Below are 22,872 nucleotides of genomic sequence, written 5' to 3' on the forward strand. Positions count from 1 at the left end.
GAATGGACATGCATGGCTAATCCGGAGCAGGGAACAGACAATCTGTTTGCAGGGATCGGACAGCACGCCCGGCTGCTCAAGCTGGACACGCCGCTGGGCGCCGATGTCTTGCTGGCGCAGCGCGTCCATGCGGTCGACCGCGTGAGCCAGGGATACGACTATGTCGTCGATCTGCTGTCGCTCGACGATGCGGTGGAACTCAAGCAGCTGATCGCCCAGGAAGTGACCTTGTGGGTATTGCAGCCCGACGCCAGTTACAGCCCCATCCACGGTTACGTGCATACGGCCAGGAAGCTGGGCAGCGATGGGCAGCTGTCGGCCTACCAGATCGCTTTTGCCAGCTGCCTGCACTTCCTCAAGTTCCGCAAGGATGCGCGCATCTGGCAGAACAAGGGCGCCGACGACATCATCGCCGACGTGCTGGGCGGCCATCCGCAATGCCAGGGCAAGTTCAGGTTCGACCTGAACCAGGCGGTGCGCCAGCGCTCGTATTGCACGCAATACGAGACGGACTGGCAATTCGTCATGCGCATGCTGGAAAGCGAAGGCTGGTACGGCTATGTCGAACAGGCGGCCGATGGCAGCGGCCATCAGTGGGTCATCACCGATTCGGTACAATCGCTCAAGCCGCTGCAGCCCGGGCAGATTGCCTTTCACCGCGCAGCTGGCACCGAGGAACTGGACAAGATCGTCCAGTGGGGCGGCGCCCGCACGCTGTCGAACAGCCAACTGGCGACCCGCACCTATGATTACAAGGCGCCCCGCAGCAATCACCAGGACGCCGTGCAGATATTGCCCGGGCACGGCAGCATTCCGGCGCAGCTCGAGGTCTACGAATATACGGGCGCCTACAGCAGCGCCGACACCGAGCATGGCGCGCAACAATCGCGCCTCCGGGTGCAGGAGTGGGAATCGCGCATCAAGCGGTTTTTTGGCACTTCGGGCGTGCGCCGGCTGCCGGTGGGCTGCTGGTTTACGCTGCTCGACCATCCGGCCCACGCCGAAGAGGCGGCCGAGGAGCGCCAGTTCGTCGTGCTGGGCGTGGAATGGGCAATCGAAAACAACCTGCCGCTGTCCAGCATGCAACAGGATTTTTCGGGCAGCCTGAAAGGCCGGCTGCAGCAGTTCAAGGAAGAGGCGGGCTTGAACCGTGCCGACCTGGCCCCGACCGGTACCGGCGATGAGCGCACCGGCCACTGCTTCAACCGCTTCGAAGTGCAGCGCCGCAGCGTGGAATACCGCAGTGCCTTTGTGCACGCCAAGCCGGCCATGCATCCGCAAACGGCCACCGTGGTCGGCCCGGCCGGCGAGGAAATCCATACCGATACCCTGAACCGCGTGAAGGTGCGCTTCCATTGGGACCGCCTCAATCCCGGCGATGAAAAGGCGTCGTGCTGGGTGCGCGTGAGCTATCCGAATGCCGGCGAGGGATATGGCGCCGTGCATGTGCCGCGCGTCGGCCAGGAAGTGATCATCACCTTCCTCGACGGGGACGTGGACCGGCCCATCATCACGGGCCGCATCTACAACGGTGAACAAGCGCCGCAGTGGCATACCGATGGACGCATGTCGGGCTACAAATCGAAAGAATACAAGGGTGCGGGCTTCAACCAGCTGGTGATGGACGACAACACCGAGCAGAACCGGGTGCAGCTGTACAGCAGCAATACCCATGCACAGCTCAACCTGGGCTATCTGGTGGGGCAGCAGGGCAATCAGCGCGACGGATTTTTCGGTTCCGGCTTCGCCCTCAATTCGGATGCGTATGGCGCCATCACCACGCAAAAGGGACTGTACATCAGCACCTACGGCCGGCCCGGCGGGCGCGGTTCCCAGCTCGACGTGCGCGAGGCGTACGATCAGCTGACGCAGGCGCACGAGCTGGCGCAAAACCTGTCGGACGTGGCGGAAAAGTCCAGTGCCGAGGCGCTGCCGGGGCAGCAGGCGTTCCAGCAATTCATCGACGCGACCCAGGCGCAATACGACGGCGCCGGCCAGCAGGGCGCCAACCGCTTCGCCGAGCCGGTACTGCTGGCGGCGTCGCCGGCCGGCATCGGCCTCGCCACGCCGAAGAGCACGCACCTGCACAGCGGCGAACAGCTCACGATGTCGACGGGCGAGGATGCCAACCTGGCTGTCGGTAAAAGCCTGATCGTCAGCGTCAAGGAAAAGATCAGCCTGTTTGCATACAACGCGGGCATCAAGCTGTTCGCATCGAAAGGAAAGGTCGAGATCCAGGCGCACGGCGGCGACATCGACATCATCGCCGAAAAGGTATTGCGCCTGCTGTCAGCCACGGACCGCATTGAAATTTTCGCCAAGAAGGAAATCATCCTCGGTGCCGATGGCTCGGCCATCAGGATCAACGGCGCGGGCATTACCGACATGACGAGTGGCCAGCGCATCAGCCATAACGCCGATTTCTCGATGCCAGGCCCCAAGACGATGCCGTATGCGCTGCCGGTGCTGCCCAAGGAAGTCTGCCTGGAATGCCTGAAAAAGCGCGCAAAACAGCGTACCGCCTTCGTCAACAAAGGATCTCAACGATGAATTTTTTGCCTCTGGATCAGGCTTCGTTTGCAGCAAACCTGGCAAGCGCGCTCGACAATCGTGAACTGAGCTGTTATGCCATTGTCGACCAGGCCCAGGACGGCACGCTGCTGGCGCGCTTTGAAAAAGAGCAGATCAGCATGCACAGCAAGTGCCTGCTGCCGGCGGCGCTCGGGTCCGATACGGAAGCGTACGCTCCCCATCTGGTGGCGTTGTCGCCACTGGCTGCCGATACCGAAGCGTGGCCGGACATCGTGCAAGGCGCCGCCAGCCATCCCGCCAGCTTTACGCTGCTTGCAAGTACTGATGATTTCGACACGCTGTGGGAAAGCCTGGCGGCGTTTACCGAAATACTGCTGCCGGACGGCACCGACATGATTTTTGCCTTCTGGGACCCGGCCATCCTGGGCACCCTGACGGGACAGAAAAGCGACCTGACTTTGCACGTGGGGGTGCAGGCACTGACCGTATCCCAGCGCGAGCGCCTGCTGCAAGGCATAGTAGCATGGTGGTACTGGGACCGCGACGGCCATCCCCAGCAGGTGCTGCCAGGGGAAAACGACAACGGCCTGGCTCCCCACCGGGTGACCTTGCCGCTCAAGCTGGCCCAGGTGCAGGTCGACATGCTGGTGGAAGCGGGCATGCCGGACCAGCTCTTGTCGATGCTGCAGGAAAACCAGCCGCAGCTGCTGATGGATATTCCACCCGCGCAACACTACCGCCTCGTGCAAAAACACCTGTTGGCCGCGCGCAAACTGAAGCTGTCCGGCATGCGCGACATTCTTAACTACACCTGCGCCGCTCTGATCTACGGCGACAAGCTGCAGACCAACCCGGCCATTGCGTCACTGCTGGCGCAGGTAAAGGCTGGCGATATCAGCTTTGAAGCTGCCATGGACCAGTTTCCATGAGCATCTGGAAACAGGAAGCAACGAAGTCAGGCCGGCGGCTGGCGCTCGGATTGATGGCGTGTGGTTTGCTACTGCCGCTGGCGGCTTGCGGCCAGAGAGTGCAAAAAGAAACAGCATTGAATGTAGAAGTGTTCTCCTACGTTGATCGGGTCATTACCGACATTTCTTTTAACGGCACCGGCCTGGGCGTGATGAACAGGTATGGTGGCACTGGGACCGTTACTGATGTTTATATTCCGTTCGGGATTCAGGCATTGAAATGGACTTTGGGCGGGCCAAAAGGAACGCCACGCAATGGCGAGCGTATGACTCCGAAGAATCAACTTGTGATTTCGCCGGAGCAGATACCGCCGGGAACGCGTTATCTCGGCATACATCTTTACCCCGATGATACGGTCGAGCTCACCTTTGCGGATTCCGTACCTGAACGAACAGCCCGAGGCGAGAAAATTCTGGCGGCGAGGAAGAAACAACATGCGTGACAAGGATGGAAGAAATGCGGCAACTCAAACATTGGCACCTTCGCCGCGAAGCAGGCGTCACTCCCTCGGCTTGATAGGCCTGGGTTTGATGATGCCGCTGGCGGCGTGCAGGCAATCGGTACGGAAAGAGATATGGCTGAATGTTGAAGTGATCTCCTATATTGATCATGTCATTACCAACATTTTTTTTAACGGTACGCCCCTAGGTGTAATGAATCGGTATGGTGCTACGGGAACTATTGCTGGTGTCCAGATCCCGTTCGGCGTTCAGACATTGCATTGGGAGTTGGATGGGCCAAAGGGTACGCCGCGCATTGGCGAGGTGGTGACTGCTAAGGGGCCGCTGGTGATTTCTCCGGAACAGATACCGCCACGAACGCGCTATCTTGGCATACATCTTTACCCCGACGATAGGGTCGAGTTCACCTTTGTTGAGGGCCCACCAGAACCAACAGCCAGAGGTCAAAAAATTCGTGCTGACAGGAAAAAATAATATGGGTGCAATGATGGAAGAAACGCGGCAAATCAAAAATTGGCACTTTCGCCGCCAGGCAGGCGTCACGCCACCATGGTGATTGCACTGGGCTGGCAATCTCGCTGGTGGACGCAGTCAGGCCTTGCGAAAAGAAATCGGCTGAAAGTGTAGATGTTCTCTATCTAGGCAAGCCGATACACGAAACAGGGCGGTAGGTGTCCGCGCCTGCAGCCGTGATATCGCTGCGGTGAAAACCGGCGCAAGGCTGCGTTGAAATGATAGCTAGCAGCACACTTGGTCACACACACAGCATAAGGGCATAACATCATGACAGGCGACGAACGAGATATGGTTATTCATAAATCACGACCATTGCTATCAGGCCGGCGGAGTGTCATCGGCTTGATAGGTTTGGGTTTGATGATGCCGCTTGCGGCTTGTGGACAAGGAAAGAAAAAAATGCAAAAAGAAACAGCGCTGCATGTAGAAGTGTTCTCTTATATTGATCGAATCATTATTGATATTTCTTTTAACGGCACCGGCTTGGGCGTGATGAATAGGTACGGGCGCACGGGCACTATTACCGATGTTTACATTCCGTTTGGAATTCAAACATTGCGATGGAGATTGGATGGGCCAGAGGGTACACCGCGCAATGGCGAGGTGGTGACCCCAAAGAACCAACTCGTCATTTCGCCGGAGCAGATATCTCCGGGAACGCGTTATCTCGGTATACATCTTTATCCCGATGATACGGTCGAGTTCACCTTTGCGGACTCCATACCAGAACAAACAGCCAGAGGTCAAAAAATTCTTGCTAACAGGAAGAAATAATATGGCCGAAGGAGATAAATTGCTTGCGGCGCGGGCATGCAACCGTGATGTTGCCGGCGTAGAACCCAGTGCGAAACAGAATTGCGCGGATACTGTAAATATCAGTATCTACTTTGATGGAACTGGAAATAATAGAGACGCGGATAAAGACCTCCGGCGTTGGTCGAATCCGGCGCGGCTGTGGCAGTCGGCTCAATTTCTTCTGGGGGGTAATTTTCCAAATTACGCTATTTATATCGCTGGGGTCGGGACGCGTTTTAATGGTACAGCGACAGACTGGATGGACGAGAAGCTGAGGAGGGTGGAAGATTCGGAAGCCGCCGGACGTGGGCTTGGTGCTGGCGGAACACGCCGAACCGAGTTTGGGCAAACTAACGTTGATGAAGGTTTGCGTGTCGTCCTTATGCAAAATGCTGCCAAGCTGAACATCCCATTAAAGGCCTATAGAGAAAAGGGGAAGCCAGCCAATATCAATGGTCTCGCTGCCGCGATCGAGGCACATGGCCTGATTACCATCATTAATCTTTCTATCTTTGGCTTTTCACGCGGCGCAGCATTGGCCAGGGCTTTCAGCAACGACATGCTGAAAGCATGCACCACTGGAAAAGATGGCTTGCTGCGTTACAAGGGAGTACCCATACGCTTCAACTTTATGGGATTGTTCGATACGGTTGCCTCGTTTGGCTTGCCAGCGCTGAACGTCGATACGCCCTTTAATGAAAAGAATCTGGTAGTACCGCATGCGGTCGAGCGTTGCGTGCACTATGTAGCGGCGCATGAGTTGCGTTTTTCGTTTCCAGTCGATCTGATCCGGAAGAATGGGGCGCTCAAGTCTGGTTGGACTGAAACAGTGTATCCGGGAGCCCATTCCGATGTTGGGGGAGGGTACGAACCGAAAAACCAGAATATTTTGAATAGCTATGCGCGTATTCCGATGCGCGACATGATGCGCGAGGCAGTAAAGAGCGGTGTACGGTTGGTCGATTATGACGATATCCATAAGTCTAGTAAGGTAATTTTTGAAGAACGTTTTGAGTTTAAGCCTGAAGTCGAAGCGTCTTATAAGCAATACATGGCAGCAATTGGTGCTCCCGCCACCGTGGAGCAAGCTGTTACGGCCCACATGAAAGCCCTGTATTCCACATGGGGCACCATGACCAAGCGAAAAATCAAGACACCGGACCTGATTGAAGCCGAGAGCGCAGGTGGCAGCAAAAAAGGTCATCCCGGCATTGCGCGTGAAGCCGAGTTGTTGCTGGATGCCGCCAAAGCAAAAGAATTTGCCGTGTCGCATATTCTGCCCACGGTATCGGCAGCAACGCTGCAGGTCATCGGCATGAAGTACAGCATGATCGTACGCCCGGAAAAGTGGCGGCTCGATGCCTGGCAAGCGACGGCATCCGATCCCGTACTCAATTTCATCAAATCCGCGGTGCATGATTCCAAGGCCGGCTTCATGGGCGGCGTGGAACCGTTCAGTTATTTCCGTCCGCGCGGCATGACAGAATCATCGCGCAATGTGCTGGCGCAAGGTTTGGACTGGCTGGACGATACCGTCACTGCCATCAAGAAGGGCGTGATCAAGGTGTATCACCGGGCCGAGGGCGTGGTGGTGGAAATCTGGGAAGGCGGCAAGCGGGTGGCCACGCATACGTACAAGGTGGGTGAAAAATTTGTCGTCGATACCGTGCGTGCTGGCGTCACCTATACGGTGGAGGTGTATCAGAGCGGCAAGCAGGTCGTCATCGCTGCCGTGAAGCGCGGCCAGCAGATGGTCATTACTTCGGTCAACGTCGTCAAGAAAGAAATCACCGATGCCGCGACGGCCGTGCAGAAAAAGGCCGGCGAGGTGGCGGACGCAACCCAGGAGCTGGCGGCAGAGGCCGGGCGCAAGGTGCAAAGCGGCGTCAACCAGGCCAAGGACATGGCCACCGAAGCCGGGCGCAAGGTGCAGAGCGGCGCCAGCCAGGCCCGGGACATGGCCACCGAGGCTGCACGCAAGGTGCAGGGGGGCGCCAGCAAGGCGGCCAAGGCGATCAGCGACGGCGTCGATACGCAGGTAAAAGCGATTGAAGATGGCTGGAGTGCCTTCCGGCGCAATCAGCTGGGATTCTGACATGGCGCTCGCAATCATCCGGCTCGGCGACAAGACGACCCACGGCGGCGTCGTGGCAAGCGCCTCTCCCGTGCATACGATCCGCGGCATCGGCATCGCCAGGGTGGGCGACATGGTCGCGTGTCCATTGCCGGGCCATGGCAGCAATCCGATCATCGAGGGCAGTGCCGTATTCAGTATCGGCGGACGCAAGGTGGCGCTGCATGGGCATAAAAGCGCTTGCGGCTGCGCGCTGATCGCCAGCCTGCCCGTGGCCACGATAGGGTAGGCGGATCATGAGCGATATTTCCTTGCCGCAAGCACCGCCCGTACACCGTCCGCGCCGCCGGCTGGTGTTCAGGATAATCTTGTGGGTACTTGTGCTGGCAATTGTCGGCATTGCCTGGATTGCTCTGCTGGCAAGCGTGGCCCCATCGCGCCTGGATTTGTCAGGTGGGCGCGCAATACTGATGCTCTGCGCACCGCCCGTGCTGCTGGCCTTTCTGGGCTGGACAGGCCTGCAATTTCTGGCAACCCCAGGACCCGTGCCGTCTTTGCCTGCCAGCACGGCGATCCCGGCGCCGGCGCAGGAGCTGCCGCAGGAACCGCCGGCGCCGCCGATTCCCCTGGTGCGCCTGCATATCGGTGCCTGGAGCGCGCTGACGCCCCATGGCGCCGTGACCGAAACGGCCGAAGGCAGCAAGGCGCGCAAGCAAGTCTTCAAGCCTGACAAGGCCATCCTGCACCCGTCCGGCTACCCGGCCCATGCCGGTATCGTCGATTCCCTCGACCTCGGTGCTATGGGGCATGCCGCCGGCACGCGCCTGCGTGTCCCGCGCGTGATGACCCTGCTCGCCGCTATCCTTGACGACCTGCATGCGCAGCAGGGCAGCCTGGTTCGCCGCATCGATGGCCCGGTGAGCGTGTATTGGCTGGCGCCCGGTGCGATATCCGGCGACGCGGCGCAGGGCGCAGTCTTTGCACGGGCATGGCAGCATTCGGCCTGGCGTGACATGCGCTATGTCTTGCAGCCGATGGCGGCCGGCGAAGCCTGTCTTTTCACCGTGCTGTCGGCCCTGCAGCACGGCATCCGCCAGCCTGCCGTTTGCGCCATCATCGTCGGCGCCGACAGCTTGCTGGACCCCGAGGAACTCGCGCCTGCCTTGGCGCTTGGACAGGTGTTTTCCGCCAGCGCGCCGCAGGGCTTCATTCCTGCCGAAGGCGCGGGCGGCATCGTGCTGTGGAACCCGGACAGGGCGCCGGAGCAGGGTTGGGCGCATGCCGCAATACTGGGACCGGTCAGCACCGCGCAGGGTGCCGCGACGCACGCCGCCGTGCATGGCGTGATGTCCGCCGCGCTCATGGCGTCGGGCATGGACGCCGCCGATATCGCCCATGTTGTCAGCGATGCCGATCACCGCCCGCAGGCAAGCATGGCCGTGGTTGCCGCCATGTTGCAGCTGCTGGCCGGTCTCGACCCGCTGGAACAGCGGATGAGCCCCATGGAGTCGGCAGGCAGTTTCGGCGCTGCAGCCGATCTGGTCCATCTTGCGCTGGCGGTAGAACTGGCCAGTGAAAAACCGGCGCTGGCGCTCGGCACCACCGGCGGACAGTGCGCTGGCGTCGTGGTAATGCCCGCCTGAGCGGCAAGGGTGCACATGCAATGGTTTCAATCGCGCTCCTGCGATATACATTCCTCGCTACAATAATTGCAAAATATGCAAATCGTGGTAAACGACTGACGGGAATCGCATGTCATCCGCCTCGACCGACAAGATTGCTGACGCACTGGCCGCTTTCACGAGCGCCACGCGGCTGTACGAATTGACCATCGGCGAGGACGCGGACAGCGGCCTGCTGGTCGAAGCCTTTGCCGCCGACGAAGGGCTACAGGAGGTCGGCGCGCGCGACATCATTGCCTTGTCCACCAGCGCCCATGTTGCGCTGGCGTCCCTGCTGGGCCAGCCGGCCAGCCTGCATATCAGCCTGGCGGATGGCACGCGCACGCAGTTTTCCGGCTACATCAGCGAGGCGGCCATGCTGGGCAGCAATGGCGGCCTGGCGCGTTACCGCCTGCGCATCACGCCTTGGTTGTTTCTGCTGACGCAAGTGCGTAACAGCCGCGTCTGGCAAGATCGGAGCGTGACGGACATCGTCGACGAGGTATTACAAGCGTATGCACCATATGCGCTGTGGCGCTGGAGCGACGAGGTCGCATCTTTCATGCAGGACGTGGGCGAACGCAGCTATTGCTGCCAGTACCGCGAATCGGATTTCGATTTCGTGCGCCGGCTGCTGACCGAAGAAGGGCTGGCCTGGCGGTTTGACGATCAGACCATGGTCGTCTTTGCCGATAGCAGCCAGCTCTGCGCCACGCCCGAAGACGCCAGCAGCGCGCAGGCTGGCGGGCTGCGCTTTCATGGCGCGCGCGTCGGCGAGCCTAGCGACAGCGTGCAAGCCTTGAGCGCGCGGCGCAGCCTGCAGGTGGGCCTGAGCAGCGTGCTCAGCTATGACTACAAGGCGAAAAAGGCCGTGGCCGCCAGCGTGCCGGCCAACATCGCGCTTGGCGGCAAGAACGCGCCGGTGCTGGAAAGCTACGACACACCGGGCCAGTACTGGTACGCCAGCGCCGCCCAGGCGCAGCGCTACGCGCAGTTGCAGATGCAGGCCCATGAAGCGCGCGCCCAGCTGTGGCAGGCCCGTTCGACCGTGCGCACCCTGCGCGCCGGCACGCGCTTTACCCTGGCGCAGGGACCGTTACCGCAGGCCGATGGTGCCGCGTCCGAATATGTCGTGCTGCGCGTGGCCAGCATCGGCGTCAACAACCTGCCAGTGCCGGCCCTGGAGGGATTGGCGGAACTGTTCGGCCCGATACCGGAATTGCTGGAAGAAACCGTGGCGGAGTGGGGCGCAGGGTTTGCCGATGTCGCTGCCGCGATCGCCCAGGCGCAAGCCAGCGGTTACGCCAACTGCATCGAGATGATCACCGCAAGCACGCCGTGGCGTCCGGTACAGGATGGCAACGATGCGCGCCAGCACGCCACGCCGACCGCCCTGGGCAGCCAGAGCGCCATCGTCGTCGGCGCCGATGGCAATGACGTGGCCGGTGGCGCCGATGAAATTTACTGCGACAGGCTGGGCCGGGTGCGCATCCGCTTCCACTGGCAACAGGAGACTGGCGCGACTTGCTGGGTGCGCGTGGCGCAGCGCGCGGCCGGCGGCGGCATGGGCAGCCAGTTCCTGCCGCGCATCGGCCAGGAAGTGCTGGTGCAATTCCTGGAAAACGATATCGACCGGCCCGTCATCATCGGCGCGCTGTACAACGGGCAGGGCGAGGGCGGCACCAAACCGACCCCGGGCGGCGTCGGGGGCGAGCCAGGCGACGCCGGCGTGTTCCAGCCGGCCCACGATCACGCGGTAGCGGGCCAGGGCAATCTGGCGGGCGGCAATAGCCCGCTGTGGCATGGCGCCGCCGGGGCCAGCGCGGCGCACCGCAATGGAGCAGCGCAATGGGGCATCCGCAGCAAGGAGTTCGGCAAGGCGGGCGGCATGGCCGGTTACAACCAGCTGCTGTTCGACGACACCGACAGCCAGGGTCGGGTGCAGCTGAAAAGCAGCCATGCGGCCAGCGAACTGAGCCTGGGGCATCTGATCCACGGTGCCGACAATTACCGCGGCAGCCTGCGCGGCGCCGGCGCCGAGCTGCGCACGGATGCGTATGGCGCGGTGCGGGCGGGCGCAGGCCTGCTGGTATCCAGTTATGTGCTCAAGCACGAGGCTGCGCAACGCGATCCGTCCGGCGACAATGCCGGCGGTATCGCGTTGATGAAACAGGCGGTACTGCTGGGAGATACCTTCAGCGCTGCCGCCAAGACGCACCAGACGGTGGCTTACGCCAGCCATATCGGCGCCAGCGCGCCGGATGCCAGCGAACTCGACGAGCAGGCGGCGCCCCTGAAAGCCGTGCAGGCCAGCGTGGCGGGCATGCACGAACAATTGCCGCACACCAAGGACTCGCTGATCGCGATTGCCGCCAAGGCTGACCTGGGCCTGATCGCCGGGCAAGACCTGCAACTGGCCAATGGCGAGAGCGTCGTCCTGATGAGCGGGCAAGACACGCAATGGAGCAGCGGCGGCCAGTGGCGTCTGCACACGGGCCAGGCCATCGGCATGTTGGGCGGCGCCGTCAAGGCCGGGGAGGGGGATGCCGGGGTGCAACTGATCGCCGCCCAGGGCATCATCGACACGCAGGCGCAAGGCGACACCTTGCGGCTCCAGGCGCGCGACGAGGTCAACGTCATCAGCGCCAACGCGCATGTCGACTGGGCGGCGGCGACAAGCATCCGCCTGTCGACGGCGGGCGGGGCCAACATCACCATCGAGGGCGGGAATATCACCATCCAGTGCCCGGGCAAGATCACCGTATTTGCCGGCAAGAAAAGCTTCATCGGGCCCACGCGCGCACCATATGTGATGCCGCCATTGCCATCGAGCACGTGTAAAAGCTGCATTTTGAGCGCCATGCAACAGGGCGCAGCGGGAGTGCTGCGGTGACGCCCGACAGCGTTTCGGCATTGCACAACTGGGTCCGGGCCAGTCTTGAGCGGCAAAGCCTGCCTTATCTGCTGCTCGACAGTGCGCAAGCCGAAAACAGCCACCTGATGCTGCAGCGCTGGAAAGTGCCTTATGCGTCGCTGTTCGAGGAAACCCACGAAGCGAGCCTGCCCGAGATCGCGCCCCTGCTGATACGGCTGTCCGGCCTTGCGCCGGCCATGCTGGAAAAAGTCTGCGACTGGGCCGAAAAGCTCGGTTATGGCGCGCCTTGCCTGAGCTGGATGGAAAGTCCATGGCCCTTGCCCGAACTGGCGCGGCATTTGCGCCAGTTTCACGCCGTCGGCCTGAGCGACGAGCAGCAGATGATGCTGCGCTGGTATGACACGCGCATCCTGCCGGTCTGGCTGGCCTGCCTGGAGCCGCTGCAGCGCGAGCAGTTCGTGGCTGGACTGTTGAGCTTGCAGTACATCAACCGTTTTGGCGACGTTGCCGTCCTGCTGGAGGTCGACACTGCCGGTGCTGCACCGGACGCTGCGCTCATGGACTCGCCGCTCATCCACCTGGACGATGCGCAATACGGCATGCTGGTCGATGCCGGCGACGCCGATACGTTGATCAGCCATTTGCGGCGGGTGATCACGGACGAAACCAACGATACCCCGCCCCGGCTGCTGTACGAATTCGTCGCCCGCTACCAGCAGCGCGCGCTGGCCGCCGGCATCGACGACCTGGACCGCCAGACGCAATATCTGCTGCTGGCCCTGTACACGTCCGGCGCAGGCATTGAACATCCCGATTTCATCGCCCTGATGCAAGACCCACCCACCTCTATCGAAAGTTTTTATGAAGCCATGCAAGCCTTGTCCGACGATGTATGGGAAGCCGGCCCACCTTTATGGGGCGTACAGGTTGAAGCTTGACCGGCTGCCGGCGCTGTGCCTGAGTTTGGCCTTGGCGTTTGCTTGCGGCAACGTCGCGGCGCAGACAACGGTAAAAGCCGCGCCGCAGGCGTCAAGCATGGAGAAGCACGCCAAGCTGAAACCGGCCGACATCGCCAACCTGGTCAGCCATTTGCGGCGCGTGATCACCGATGAAACCAACGACACGCCGCCGCGCGTGCTGAACGCCTTTGTCGCGAAATACCAGCAGAGGGCGCTCGATGCCGGGATCGATGACCTCGACCGGCAAACGCAGTACGTCTTGCTGGCGCTATATACCTCCGGCAAGGCCATGGAACAGCCCTTGTTTATTGCATTCATGAAAACCCCACCCGCATCGCTCGATGCTTTTTACGACGCGCTGCAAGCCTTGCCGAAAACCGTTTGGGAAGCGGGGCCGCCGTTGTGGGAGTCGTATGAGCCAAAGGGATAATGATTCTTGAAATTGATTTCATGTAATTTGAATCACAAGATTTATTTGGCCGGCGAATTTCAGGAGATCACATGATAAAAAAACCATTGTCGAAAAATTTACTCAATGTATTTTTATGTATTTTTCTATCATTTTCAAATATTGCTTGTAGCAAGGAATCAGTGAAAACTAGCGTGAGTTTGACGGCATATAACCATACTGAGAGCGGCGTCGGAAGTTATATTGTGACACTGGCAGATGGAACTTCAGTAGAGGCTGGCTATCTGGCTCCTGGCGAAGGGGGGGGAGGAGAAACTTGTTGCCTTTCAATTCCTTCAGTATGGAAGCCTGGCATGAAAGCGACGATATCTATGCATATATTAAAGAATGGTAAGCCGATTCGAGTGGAGAAGATGGTCTCTGTACCTCGTTACAATTCGTCCGATGCCGGCAGATTTGTCGTTCATTTTCTTCACGATGGAAGCTTAAAGGTTTTTGTAACTAAATATTCGTTGGGACATCGAAAATATCCACTTTCTGGCAAGGAAGCGGAACTACAGCCTGGCGTTCCACTAGAAATAATATGGGAATAGAAATTATAAATAATTCAGGGATTTTGTAAAAATGTCTATTGTTTATACAGGAAGAAAAGCTCCTCTCGATGGGCGACGCAGGCTCACTCCCAAAGAATCGTCACAGCGTGCCAAGGCGATGGCTTGCGTCAGGTCGCCTCATAAAACAGAATGTCAGGGGCAGATTTATATCGGACTGTTTTATGATGGCAGTGGAAATAATCATGATTGGAAGCAGAAAGATCCGCTAGTCAATCCCAAGAGCTTGACACAAAGGCAAAGAAACAAGCACAGCAATGTTGCCCGGCTTTGGGATGCACATCTTGATGAAGAAAAAAATGGATTCTTTCGTGCATATATGCCAGGTGTTGGTACGCCGTTCAAGGAGATTGGCGATACGGTCGAGGCATTAACTGATAATGCGGGTGGTGGCTTCGGTTACATGGGTGCCGATCGTATCAATTGGGGTATCACTTCATTGCTCAATGCAGTGCACCGTTATTTGACAGGTACACCTATGCTAGGTCGGGACGAGCAAAGGCTGCTGGTTAATTTGATGAGTTCGCAAATGCTGCTTGGGTTGGAAGGCGTGCAGCGTTGGACAATGCTGACGTCGCTTGAAGAAAAACTGGCGCGTGTCGTCAAAAATCATCAGCGCAAGCTCAAGCAAATCAACGTATCCATCTTCGGTTTTTCTCGTGGCGCGGCCGAAGCGCGCGCCAGCGCGCACTGGCTGCATCAGGTGTTCGAACGGGAAACCGGCGCATTTGAGCTGGCAGGCGTCCCCATACGCATAGGCTTCCTGGGAATTTTTGATACCGTCGCCGCCGTTGGCGTCGGTGACGTAACGCCGGTGACCTTCGGGCATATGGCCTGGGGAAATGGAACCCAGAGCATTCATCCCGTAGTTGAAGAGTGCACGCATTTCATCGCTTTGCATGAACAGCGCGCCAGTTTTCCGTTGGAATCGGCAACGGGACGGGGCAATGTTGGTTACCCCGGCATGCATTCTGACGTAGGTGGGGGATATTACCCTGGCGAGCAGGGCCGTTCCATGCCGGGCTGGGGGCCTTCGCCGCATCTGTCGCAGATTCCCTTGATCGATATGCATTTCGCCGCCCTGAAAGCCGGTGTGCCCTTGCGCACCCTGAATGAGATGAAAGAGGCCAGGCACAGTTTGCTATTGCTTTCCTTTGCCACCGACCCAAGACTGATCGCCTCCTACAACAAATGGCTGACCCATAACGGCATCAAGGGCGCGGACGTTAAGACCTTTACCGAGGCGCATACAAAACAATATCTGCGCTGGCGCGGCATGTTGCACGCGCAGGGAAAAACGCAATTGAAGAGCAAGCGCTTTTTCAAGGAGTCGGATAAGCCGGGCCAGAAAGACTTGCTGGAGGCCGACACCGATCTGGGGATATATTTGCGCTCCTGGCGCGAACGAAAGAAGGCCAACGCAACCGTGGCGGGGTGGCTCAATGAACGTGCCAAGACGGTCTTGAATCGCGTCAGCCCGGCTGGCATGCTGTTTGTCGAAGACGGCAAAGACCCGTTAAGCGACTGGGAAGAGCGGTTTTTGAAAATCATGACGGAAGGCGCGCAGCCGCCGGCCGGCTGCGTCACGCTGTTTGAAGATTATGTGCACGATTCGCGCGCCGGCTTTCGCATCCTGGGCAAGCACGAACCGGTATGGCTGACCGGCGGCTATGGCCGCTTCCGCAACGTTTTCGTGCAAAGCGATGATTATTCGAACATGTCGAATATCGCCAATGAATCTTTGAAGACCGTCAAGGCAGCAGGCGACGCGGCCGTGACCTACTTCCAGAAGTTATATGGCTATACGGTCAGCACTTACCGGGCAGCGCGCAGAAAGGTTGCCGCGACCGCGAAGGCGGTGGCCGAGGCCGAAAAACGGCTGGAGCGGCAGGCGGTGGCAACGTACAGGGAAACGAGCCGGATGATCGTCGATGGCGCCACCCGCGCCGGTCACGGCGTGCATGATGCCGGGGTGGAGGCGGAAAAGAAATTGGACCGCGCAGTCAAGACCGCGAAAAACGCCATGCAGCAAGCCAGCCAGGAAGCCCGGCTTTATTATCAGGCCGAAAAAAAGGTCATCTTGAAATATGCGAAGGCAGAGGCCGAGTGGAAGGCGCAGCTGGAAAAGCGCTGGCGCGAGGAAGAACGGGAAAAAGCGAAATAAGACCGAGGCAGGCAGAACACCCTCGGCGACGGCAGATGCGCCGCCAAGGGGGAGGGGGCATCCGCTTAGCCATTGCCGGGCGGTTGCACGCCCAGCAGTTCTTCGATATGCGCGAGCGAATGGGGATCCTTGACCACCGTGCGTAGCCAGCTGTGCAAATCCTGGTCGGCCGCATTGGCGGCCTTGTCGGCAAAATAGGAGACGGGGCTGTGCGGCTCGCTGCGGCGGAAGAATTGCGCCACGGCGCGCAGTTGCTCGATCGCCTGCGCGCGGGTGGCGATGGCGCCGGGCGGGCCGGCGGGGACCGCTGGCAGGGCCGGCGCCATCGCGCTTTCTGCAACGGCCGTGCCGCCCGCCGCTGCGACAGGCACGGCTGGCGCCGCGCCGGCACTGGCGGGCATCACGCGCAGCATCGCTTCGACGGCTTCGCGTGCCGTGGAGAAGGCCGGGCTGTCGTTGCCCAGCCGGGCGTCGACGACTCTTTCAAGCTTGCGCAGCGCTTCCAGGCAATCTTGCGCGTCGACGGCGAAGCTGGCGCAGAAGGCGGCCGAGTTGTTGCGCCGCGCCGCTTCCATGTCGGACAACTTGACGCCCTCATGCTGTCTGGCGGAATCACCCGGGGCGGCCTGGCGCCGCGCCGTCTCGAAATCGATGGTGGAAAAGGCGCCGCCAGGGCCGCCCGTGACGGGCACCTCGCGCAGCAGCGCGGGGATGCGCGAGAGTATCCAGCTGAGGTTGCCAATGCGCTGCTCCTGGTCGCCATCCTCGGCTTCCGGGAACAGGCCCCGGTCCCAGAATTTTTCGCACAGCCCCGCCAGCACCAGCAAGCCTTCTGCCATGCCGCGCAGGTGGTGGCGCTTGGTGCCCGCTTCCGTCAGCCAGACGGCCAGGCGCAGATCCTTGCTGCTGCCGGCAAGCAGGCCGGCGCAGCTGCGCACGACGAAGTCCCAGTCGGCCTCTTTCAGGTCGGCGACCCATTCGCCCTGGTCGAGCGTGGGGTCGTCGAACTTGCGCGCCAGGGTAATGGCGTCGAGTTCGGGCGAAAACGCCAGGTCCACGCCTGCCGGTTGTTCATTGCTAATTGGAAGTAATAATTGTTCGGCTGAAAACATGTGGTCCCCTGATGGATGATTATTGCGCCATGCGAAATTCAATGCGACGGTTGCGGGCGCGCCCGTCCACCGTGTCATTGCTGGCGATCGGCCGGTCGGAGCCCTGGCCCGAGGCCGTCAGCAGGTCGCCGTGGATGCCTTTCGATGCCAGGTAGAATTTGACGGCCTCGGCCCGCGCCTGGCTCAGGCTCTGGTTACTGGCGCGCAAGCCCTGGTTATCGGTATGGCCGATGATTTCGACCTTGCGGCCGGCCAGTTTTTGCATGGCTGCCGCCATTTCATCGAGGATGGCGCGGCCCGATGGCGTCAAGGTGGCCTTGCCGCTTTCAAACTCGATGGTGCGGTTGGCCAGGGTGGTGTCGAGCACGCCTTGCTCGCTGGCCGACACGCGCAGGCCATTGTTGACGCTGTAGGTGGGATTGAGGCTGGTGGCGATATCGCTGGCGATTTTTTGCCGCTGCGCCTCGTTGGCCACTTCCCCGCGCACGCTGACGACGCTGCCGTCGATTTTCAGCTGGCCGCGGCTGATCTGCTTGAGGTTGGGGGACAGCAGCTTTTGTACATAGGCGTTCCAGTTGGCAGGCAGCACCACCTGGCCGACGGCGATCTGGTCGACCACCTTGTCGGCGCCGTACAGTTCGCGCAGGCGCGCCAGCACGGCGGCCTTGCTCGCTTCGTCAGGCACGGTGCCAGCGGCCAGCACCTGGCCTGGCTGTGGCGTGGCGGCCGTGGGTACCGAGATGGGCGCTTGCGCTGAAGCGGACATGGCGGCCAGCGCCATGCCGAGGAAGAGAACGATCCGGGATACGCGCATGGTCAGGTTCCGATAAAGGCGGCGCGCAGGGAATCGTGCGCCGATTTGAGCGAGAGGTTGGCTTGCGCCAGATAGGTCGACACTTTCTTGATCGCGTAGTCGTTGCCGACGTGTTCCTCGACCCAGTCCAGGTCGTCGAACGCGATATGGTGTTCCAGTGCCGCCTGCGGGTTCATCAGTACATGCAGGGTCTGCGCCGACGCGCCGGAAAATCCCAGCACCAGCGTCTGCCGGCCGCGCAGCCGCGTGATGAACAGCGCCAACTCGAAGTCGGCACGCGCCAGGAACGGCGTGATCAGGTGCATCCAGAAAGCCGCCACCATGTTGCGGTACAGCGGGTCGGCCGGCAGCGGCAATTCGAGACTTTTCTCCAGCCGGCTGGAACTGCTGGCCATCACCGGCTGCAGCAGCAGGCCCAGTGCCAGCAGCACCTGCCGCACCGTGCCCGTGAACCCGGTGGGCGCCAGCAGCGCGTCGAGTTCGCCCACGGTCTGCATGTCGAGGAAATCGTTGAAGGTGGCTTCATAGGCGGCGGCACGCAGGTCGAGGTCGATGCTGGCATGGCTGGCCGCGTGCAGCGCGTTGCCCGCATCGGGGCCGCGCATGTCGTTGCTGAGCGCTTCGCAGCGGTTCCACAGGCGCGACAGCACCAGCGGACTGTTGGCGACAAACGCGGCCGGCTGGTCCACTTCCATGGTGCTCATCATCAGGAAGGGAAAACGGCGCGACGACGCATCGCTGCTGGCGGCGATATGGCCGGCGATGGCGCGTCCCCGGCGCGGGCCGATGAAGGCGAAATGCATGGGCGGCAACGCATCGTAGGTCAGCTTCCAGCGCGCGTCGGCGCTGAGCAGGTCCATCGCCTGCGCCAGCCAGTCGTCGAGGATCTTCAGCAGGGCCGGGTTGTCGCTGGCCTTGACGAAGTCGCCGCGGCTGGGCAGCTTGCCGAAATAGCCGATCGGGGTGGCGGTGGTGCGGCTCATGGCGCGACGGCGGCGCTGGCCGCATTGCCGGTGGCGGTGGGGGCGGCGCCAGGCGCATTCACGGCCGGTACGCTCTGGGCCACGACTTCCGGCAGCTTCAGGCCGCGGAAGCCCGCGGCGCCCGAGGCGGTGGCCGGTGCCGCGGGCGGCGCCGGCGTGGCGACGATCTTCAGGTTGGCGGCCACGCTCACGCCGCTGTTTTCCCAGCTCAATTCGAATACGCCGCCATCCTTGCGCTTGCGCTTGGCCGAATCGATCATTTTCTTCAGGCCGAAATGGCCGGGTTCGCTGAGCAACACGACCGTGCGGCCCTCCGGCGTGATGGCGCTGATGCGCGCGCCTGGCGTGCCTTGCGGATTCGGCCAGACCATATGGATCCACGGCTGCGGCTGGCCGCGCCAGCGCAGCGCCTGGCCATCGATCTCGATCGTGTACTCGGTGGCGCCGGTGGCGGCCAGCGCCTGCAGGTCGAAACGGGTTTGCGCTTCACCGGCGCCGGCCGCCGTGGCCACGCCGTTGGCGCTGAGCGGAGCGATCCAGCCGGGGAAGCTGGCCACCACCGACGGCGCCAGGCCGATGCCCATGTTGGCCCAGGTCTTGGCGCTGAGTGAATCGCCGCGGCGCACCACCAGCGGGCCGATGGTGGTATTGAAGAACTTGGCGATGCTGCCTTCCGGTCCGAATACCTGGCCGATGTCGGCATTGCTGGCCTCGCTACCCGAGGAGGGCGCGAACGGATACTTGGGCGCCAGGGTTTTCTGGAACGGTTCGAGCACCTGCGCCAGCCAGACCTTGTTGATTTCCGTTTCGGTCGGCTTGATGATGACGGCGAACGTCTGCATCAGCGGACGCACCAGCAGCGGCCGGATCGCCTGCTTTTGCGCATCGGTCATGCCGGTCAGCATCTGTTCATCCACGTATTTGAGCGCATCGGCCAGTTCCGAACCGGTGCCGTCCAGTGTCTGCTGCATGAACTGCTTGGCGCCGGGACCCGTATCGCCCTGGTTCTTGATCTGGTTGAAGCGGGCGCGCAGCTTCGATAGCGCTTCCATGTAGCCGCGCATCAGCGATGCATCCTTGTCCTTGGTAACCACCAGGCGGGCGACGCCGGAGAATTCGCGGCCCACCGGTCCCATCGGCAAGGCGCCGGCGGCGGGCGCGCCGCTGCCGATGTTGACGTTGATGCCGGAGGGTTTCTGGCGCAGGATGGTTTCCTTGAACCAGCCCATCACGCCGCGCTGGGCGCGCTGCAAGCCCTGGCCCAGCAGTGACGGGTTGTCCCACGAGGTTTCCTTGTACACAGTTTCGATCAGCTTGTTGATCGGCGAGGTTTGCGGATCGCCGAGCCGGTTCATGGCCGCCGCCGCATTGTCGAAGCCGTTCAACTCGCGGATGCTGACGCCCTGGATGAATTTCTGCCATTCCTTGGCGTAGTCCGTCTTGTACAGTTCGACCAGCGCTTTCTGGATCTGCTCCGGGCTGCCTTCCAGCGTCAGGTCATCCTTCGACGCCGTTTTCAGCACCCAGTCGGCGCTTTGCAGTTCGCGGTTGGCCGCCTCCTGGAACGCTTGCTGGATGAATTGTTCCCATGCGTCGCGCGTGAAGGTGCCGGGAATGGCGTAGCTGCCCAGCACCAGCTCCTTGTCCTGCTCGCCGACGATGCGCGCCACCGTCATCGAGGCGAAGCGCGTGGCGGCGCGTGCCTTGACGTCGGCGTACACGCGTTCGCGCGCCGGCATGCCCCGCACCACGCGGCGCAGGCTGTCGCGCGACTGGTCGACCAGCGCCAGCTTGCTGTCGATCTGCGGCCAGGACGGGTCGTTGATCTGGGTGAGGTAAAACGAAATCATGCGTTCGGCGCTGCGTATCATCTGTTCGCGCGGCATGCTGCCGCGGTTGCTGTCGAGCCAGACTCTCCAGAAGCGGGTCAGCTGGTCATTCAAGTGGCTCGCTTCGGCGCGCGACTTGTCGCTCAGCATCAGATAGGTTTTCAGGGCGTTATAGGCGTCTTCCACATTGGCCGGCGAGGCATCCTTGAACTGCTGCGCGCCGAGGTTGACGGCGGCGGCCGTGGCTGGCGGCGCGGCGGCCGGGGCGCTGGCCAGGGCCGCCGTCGGCGTGGCGGCTACCGGTGCCGCCAGGGTGCCGGCCGGCGCGGGCAGGGTGGCGGCCGCGCTGGCCGACACCGCGCCCGACTGCGGCGTGCTGGCCATCGGCTGCAAGCGGCTGGCGCCGGCATTGACCTCGGCCAGGAAGGCTTCCAGCGATTGCGACACCGGGGCCAGCATCACTTCACGCACGCCCGAAAAATACTCTTCGCGTAGTTTGCGTTCCAGCAAGTCCCCCTGGTACAGGCCCAGGCCCAGCGAGACAGGCCGGCTGTTGCGGTAGGAATCGAGCTGCTCGATCCGGTCCTGCATGATTTCCAGCGCTTCGAAACGCGATTGCAGGTCGAGCCGCTTGTCCTGCACCTTGATCGCCTGGTCCAGGTCGGCCTGCACGTTGGCCACGAGCTGGCGGTTGGCCATGTAAGACCAGCTCCAGCCGGCCAGCGCCAGGCCCACCAGCGCGGTGGCGGCAAAGAAAGTGGCGTAGCGCACGCGGGTCTTGGCCGGACTGGCGTACTGGGCGACCAGCTCCTTGTCGGCGAAGATCACCTTGCGGAACAGATTGAGCAGGAAATAGCCGTGCTGGTCCTGTACCGCTTTCTGCTGCTGCGGCTGCAATTTCAAATCGAAGCGCTGCGCCACCCGTTCCGACGAGGCCGATACCGACATGCCTTCCTGCAGCGCGCTGGTGAAATAGAAGCCGCGCATGACGGGCTTGAACTGGAACGGGTTTTCCTCGAACAGGGTGGCGATGAAGGCGCGCAGCGACCCCTTGATCGCACTGAACTCGAGCGGGAAGGTAAACACACCCGGCGGCATGCGTTCCTGCTGCTGCAGCGACATGCTGGCCAGGCTCAGCTCTTTCAAGCCGTCATACAGTTCGTCGAAACGCTGGTCGAACTGCTCCAGCACGTCCTGCCTGGAACTGGTCTGGCTGTAGGGCAGGGTGGCGCCCCATACCCGGTCGCGTTCGCCCCGTTCCGTGTCCTGGAAAAATTCGTTAAAACCGGTAATCAGGTCGGCCTTGGTGAACACCACGTAGACGGGCGCGTGCACTTCCAGTTTTTCCGTCAGCTCCTGCACCCGCTGGCGCAGGTTCTTGGCCAGGTTGATGGCGAATTCGGGCCGGCTGCCGGTCAGTTCGGCAATGCTGACGGCGATGATGATGCCGTTGATCGGCGCGCGCTTGCGGTGTTTTTTCAGCAGCGCCAGGAAGCCGAACCATTCGGCACGGTCTTCGTCGTTGACGGAATAACGGCCAGCCGTGTCGAGCAGGATGCCGTCGGTGGTGAAGAACCAGTCGCAATTGCGGGTGCCGCCGATGCCTTGCACGATCTTGCTGTCGGCAAAAGGAAACTGCAGGCCGGAATTGGCGATCGCCGTGCTCTTGCCGGCTGCCGGATTGCCGATGACCATATACCAGGGCAACTCGTACAGGGCGGCGTCGCCCGACAGCTGGCCCAGTTTGGACGTCTTGATGGTGCCGATCGCTTCGAGCATGCGTTTGCGGATGGCTTCGGTTTCCTCGCGCTGCGTGGGCCCCGCCTTGGGTACCGCGCCGGCCGTCTGCTGTTCCAGCATGCCGCCGAAGCTGGCGGCGTCGCGCTGGCGGCGCCTGCGCTGCAGCCACCATACCGCGCTGGCGACCAGCAGGACCAGCGCCAGCGGCGGCACGATCCATACCAGCGGCCATTCAAAGATGACGGCGCAACTGACCAGCAGCGCGGCCAGCGCCACGAAGCCGATGGCGAACAGGCTGAAACGGGTAGTAATGGAATGCCAGAATCGTTGCATCATAGTATGAGGGGCGAGAGGTTGATAGGCATGGT

The 22,872-nt window shown here is 61.3% G+C and carries 17 protein-coding genes; 13 read left to right on the plus strand and 4 right to left on the minus strand.

Going from position 1 to position 22,872, the window contains the following annotated elements; all coding sequences use genetic code 11:
• The first annotated feature begins 12 nt into the window (after positions 1-12).
• From CSQ91_RS04715 to CSQ91_RS04765, 13 genes are all read left to right on the plus strand, one after another.
• A complete protein-coding gene (locus tag CSQ91_RS04715) occupies positions 13-2,550 on the plus strand; it encodes a type VI secretion system Vgr family protein (protein ID WP_099387502.1) in 2,538 nt (845 codons plus the stop codon).
• Complete coding sequence (locus CSQ91_RS04720) at positions 2,547-3,461, plus strand: DUF4123 domain-containing protein (RefSeq protein WP_180278342.1); 915 nt, start codon at positions 2,547-2,549, stop codon at positions 3,459-3,461. Before CSQ91_RS04715 ends, CSQ91_RS04720 begins: the two co-directional genes overlap by 4 nt.
• Positions 3,458-3,943: a hypothetical protein gene (locus tag CSQ91_RS04725; protein WP_099387503.1), complete on the plus strand. Its 486-nt coding sequence runs from the start codon at positions 3,458-3,460 to the stop codon at positions 3,941-3,943. The genes CSQ91_RS04720 and CSQ91_RS04725 overlap by 4 nt, the downstream gene beginning before the upstream one ends.
• Positions 3,936-4,436, plus strand: coding sequence for a hypothetical protein (locus CSQ91_RS28505; RefSeq protein ID WP_143450940.1), 501 nt, complete (start codon positions 3,936-3,938; stop codon positions 4,434-4,436). Before CSQ91_RS04725 ends, CSQ91_RS28505 begins: the two co-directional genes overlap by 8 nt.
• 309 nt (positions 4,437-4,745) lie before the next feature.
• Positions 4,746-5,252, plus strand: a complete 507-nt coding sequence (locus tag CSQ91_RS28510) for a hypothetical protein (protein ID WP_143450941.1) — start codon at positions 4,746-4,748, stop codon at positions 5,250-5,252.
• 1 nt (position 5,253) lies between these two features.
• The gene (locus tag CSQ91_RS04730; protein ID WP_180278343.1) at positions 5,254-7,368 is read left to right on the plus strand and encodes a phospholipase effector Tle1 domain-containing protein; all 2,115 of its coding nucleotides are present in this window, start codon (positions 5,254-5,256) and stop codon (positions 7,366-7,368) included.
• 1 nt (position 7,369) lies between these two features.
• Positions 7,370-7,636 carry a PAAR domain-containing protein gene (locus CSQ91_RS04735; protein ID WP_034788038.1) on the plus strand — a complete coding sequence of 89 codons (267 nt, stop codon included), beginning with the start codon at positions 7,370-7,372 and terminating at the stop codon, positions 7,634-7,636.
• 7 nt (positions 7,637-7,643) lie between these two features.
• On the plus strand, positions 7,644-8,990 hold the full coding sequence (locus CSQ91_RS04740) for a hypothetical protein (RefSeq protein WP_143450942.1): 1,347 nt from the start codon (positions 7,644-7,646) through the stop codon (positions 8,988-8,990).
• Between the two features lie 109 nt (positions 8,991-9,099).
• The gene (locus tag CSQ91_RS04745) at positions 9,100-11,901 is read left to right on the plus strand and encodes a type VI secretion system Vgr family protein (RefSeq protein WP_099387506.1); all 2,802 of its coding nucleotides are present in this window, start codon (positions 9,100-9,102) and stop codon (positions 11,899-11,901) included.
• Entirely contained in the window at positions 11,898-12,821 is a 924-nt protein-coding gene (locus tag CSQ91_RS04750; protein ID WP_099387507.1) for a DUF4123 domain-containing protein, read from the plus strand. The genes CSQ91_RS04745 and CSQ91_RS04750 overlap by 4 nt, the downstream gene beginning before the upstream one ends.
• 97 nt (positions 12,822-12,918) lie before the next feature.
• Positions 12,919-13,272 carry a hypothetical protein gene (locus CSQ91_RS04755; protein WP_143450943.1) on the plus strand — a complete coding sequence of 118 codons (354 nt, stop codon included), beginning with the start codon at positions 12,919-12,921 and terminating at the stop codon, positions 13,270-13,272.
• 71 nt (positions 13,273-13,343) lie between these two features.
• Complete coding sequence (locus tag CSQ91_RS04760; RefSeq protein WP_099387509.1) at positions 13,344-13,844, plus strand: DUF3304 domain-containing protein; 501 nt, start codon at positions 13,344-13,346, stop codon at positions 13,842-13,844.
• 31 nt (positions 13,845-13,875) lie between these two features.
• Positions 13,876-16,026, plus strand: coding sequence for a phospholipase effector Tle1 domain-containing protein (locus CSQ91_RS04765; protein WP_099387510.1), 2,151 nt, complete (start codon positions 13,876-13,878; stop codon positions 16,024-16,026).
• A gap of 65 nt (positions 16,027-16,091) precedes the next feature.
• Here CSQ91_RS04765 and tssA read toward each other — a convergent pair whose 3' ends face one another.
• The 4 genes from tssA to tssM are packed head-to-tail and all read right to left on the minus strand — an operon-like array spanning position 16,092 to position 22,837.
• Positions 16,092-17,138, minus strand: coding sequence for a type VI secretion system protein TssA (gene tssA, locus CSQ91_RS04770; protein ID WP_099387511.1), 1,047 nt, complete (start codon positions 17,136-17,138; stop codon positions 16,092-16,094).
• Positions 17,139-17,157: 19 nt separating this feature from the next.
• The gene (locus tag CSQ91_RS04775; RefSeq protein WP_070256532.1) at positions 17,158-17,952 is read right to left on the minus strand and encodes an OmpA family protein; all 795 of its coding nucleotides are present in this window, start codon (positions 17,950-17,952) and stop codon (positions 17,158-17,160) included.
• A gap of 2 nt (positions 17,953-17,954) precedes the next feature.
• Entirely contained in the window at positions 17,955-18,935 is a 981-nt protein-coding gene (gene tagF / locus CSQ91_RS04780) for a type VI secretion system-associated protein TagF (protein WP_070256530.1), read from the minus strand.
• Positions 18,932-22,837, minus strand: coding sequence for a type VI secretion system membrane subunit TssM (gene tssM, locus CSQ91_RS04785; RefSeq protein ID WP_099388564.1), 3,906 nt, complete (start codon positions 22,835-22,837; stop codon positions 18,932-18,934). The genes tagF and tssM overlap by 4 nt, the downstream gene beginning before the upstream one ends.
• Positions 22,838-22,872: the final 35 nt, after the last annotated feature.

The sequence above is a fragment of the Janthinobacterium sp. BJB301 genome (assembly GCF_002735685.1).
Taxonomy (GTDB): Bacteria; Pseudomonadota; Gammaproteobacteria; order Burkholderiales; family Burkholderiaceae_D; genus Janthinobacterium; species Janthinobacterium lividum.